Source organism: Microcoleus sp. w1-18aA5 (assembly GCF_036701705.1).
Classification (GTDB): Bacteria; Cyanobacteriota; Cyanobacteriia; order Cyanobacteriales; family Microcoleaceae; genus Microcoleus.
In genome coordinates this window covers 1-1,379 of sequence record NZ_JAUPTE010000173.1, presented here as the reverse complement: position 1 = coordinate 1,379, position 1,379 = coordinate 1, and the positions used below count along the sequence as shown (strand labels likewise).

1 pseudogene is annotated in these 1,379 nt (G+C 37.2%); it reads right to left on the bottom strand.

The window, feature by feature from the left end:
• A pseudogene (locus Q5691_RS27530) lies at nt 1-1,318 on the bottom strand (IS701 family transposase); the annotation flags it as partial.
• Between the last annotated feature and the right edge of the window lie 61 nt (nt 1,319-1,379).

Genomic DNA, 1,379 nt, shown 5'->3' with positions numbered 1-1,379 from the left:
TATATCCACGAAACTTATTCATCATATTTAATAGTTCTAGAAATCCGGCTTTTAAGCTAGGAATATCAAAAATCAAGAGCCAAGGCTTGAGGAAATTGTAAAAGACATAGGGTTGAATTATCAGTCGCAAATTATTTAACGTAGATTTCCATCCTCCACTAAAATTCCACCACTCATGCTGACTATATTTTAAAGGTTCTTGAGATATACCCTGTGGCCCAACGCAATTTAAGCTCTGGGATTCCTCTGACACACTCTCACGTGTCACTTGATTATTTCTCTGGTTTGTTTGTAAGCTAATTAACAAAAATGCACAACTAACTATTTCCCATCACTTGGCTATTTGCTGATAATTTGTTACCCGAAAATCGGCCCAGCCTAGTTCGTTTTTGGCTTGCTTTAATCCGTACTCAATCCAATTCCTAAAACCATAGTGATTCCCAATACTCGAATATAAATCTCCGGAAATATTAGTCATTAAATACCAAGTATTAGTTTTTCGCTCCCGCAAAAAATCACTGGTTATCTTCCAGTACCTCACCTCGCCAGAACCCGGACAAATGATTTCTTGAATATATCTTGTCTGTTCATTGCCATTAGAAAATACCCGGTCAAATGTTTGCCAGTCACTGTAAGTAACTTCTTCTTTATTCAACCAAGCTTTGTGATTGGAGCGAATTGCCACTACATATTTGAGGTGCAATTTATTTAGCCCTTGTATAAATGTAGAGCTTTCCCCATATAGACTATCAGCTAATACCTGCACGATTTTAAATCCCATCCCCTCTAGTTCGGATCTAATTTCTAGGGCTAGTTGAGGTTTAGTCTTATATGTGTCTTCTGGTAGGAGAGTTGCTTGTGGTTTGAAAACTTTAAACATTAATGGAAATAGCGTGTTTCCGACTACACCATAGGCATTAACGGATACTATTCCATTCTCTACCTTGCCGAGATTACCAATATATTGTCTCGCCACATAATCGGTAGTGTTTCCCTTTTTTTTGTCTCCGGTTTCATCTATTATTAATATGACTTTTTTTCCAGCGACTCTCTCTAGTATTAACGACAATCTTAATTGTTGACAAGCTTTAATATCCCAGGGGGAAACAGTTAAAAAATGATGGAGAGATTGTTCATTTTTTAATCCGACAACTTTCGCTATTTCTGTTAGCGATTTTCGCTTGATTCCCGAAATCATCCCTATAATTAGATACTTGAAGTTTTCAAAACTTCTTACCTCGGGAAATAGATGTTGATAGGCAAGACAGTATTCGTCTACAAAACTGACTGTAGAGACTGCTGGGCGGGGTACGACCATACATTTTAACTATTTGATGACTTCAGGAATATTATACTATGGCTAAAGTGATGAAAGAGCG